Origin of the sequence: Vibrio sp. 1727 (assembly GCF_033344415.1) — a bacterium.
Classification (GTDB): Bacteria; Pseudomonadota; Gammaproteobacteria; order Enterobacterales; family Vibrionaceae; genus Vibrio; species Vibrio alginolyticus.
The window spans coordinates 1-754 of sequence record NZ_JAWPOT010000219.1 but is presented as its reverse complement, the minus strand read 5'-3'; the positions used below and the strand labels follow the sequence as shown (position 1 = coordinate 754).

The 754-nt window shown below is 39.9% G+C and carries 1 protein-coding gene; it reads right to left on the bottom strand.

Annotated elements, in window-relative coordinates; genetic code table 11:
* Window positions 1-512 (bottom strand): twin-arginine translocation signal domain-containing protein (locus tag R8O10_RS24880; RefSeq protein ID WP_318191911.1); only part of this gene is annotated, 512 nt, incomplete at its 3' end.
* Window positions 513-754: the final 242 nt, after the last annotated feature.

Genomic DNA, 754 nt, shown 5'->3' with positions numbered 1-754 from the left:
GATGTCGCTGCAATGTGTTCGTGGTGTGTAGTAAGAATCACGTCTCCCGGCTCGAAATGCAGACCATTAATGATCGAACATAGACCGTCAGTCGTGTTGCGGCTTAAGATGATTTCATCAGCATTTGCGCCAAAACCTGGTGCAATCTCTGCGATCATGTCTGAAACGTAAGGGAACTTACCAAACTTACCTTTCATGTCCCATGGGAACTTCGCCACTAATTTGTTGTTGTCTTCATAGCCTTCAAGAACATGTTTCGGCATTGAGCCTGTTGTACCAATGTTCATGTAAGTCGTTCGTTTATCCAAAACGAACTGCTTTTGCACTTTACGCCAAAAACGCTTATCGTGCTTTCTACCTAGCCCGCGGCTGCTCCAATCAATTTTCTGTTCTCGAGCTTGTGCTACACCTGAAAAAGCAGAAGCACCAACACCAGCTACAACGGCACCCGTTGCGCCTTTAAGAAAATTACGTCGGCTGCGATTAGTCTGAATAGAATCCTTGTCGCTCATTTTTTCGATCCTTGTCGGAAATTAGCCATATTATTAATTTTTAAACGCGTAACTATCTGTTACTAAAACATTATTACCTATTCAAACCAGACTTTAATTTTTTACTCTGCCATTAAGTGACTTTAGTTCCACTTTTTTAGCTTATTTGATGACATAAGCAACAGTTTCGCCTCCAACCAATAAACAACTGAATACATATTAAAATATTCATTAAATTGACTATTTTTATGATAAACGCTTAA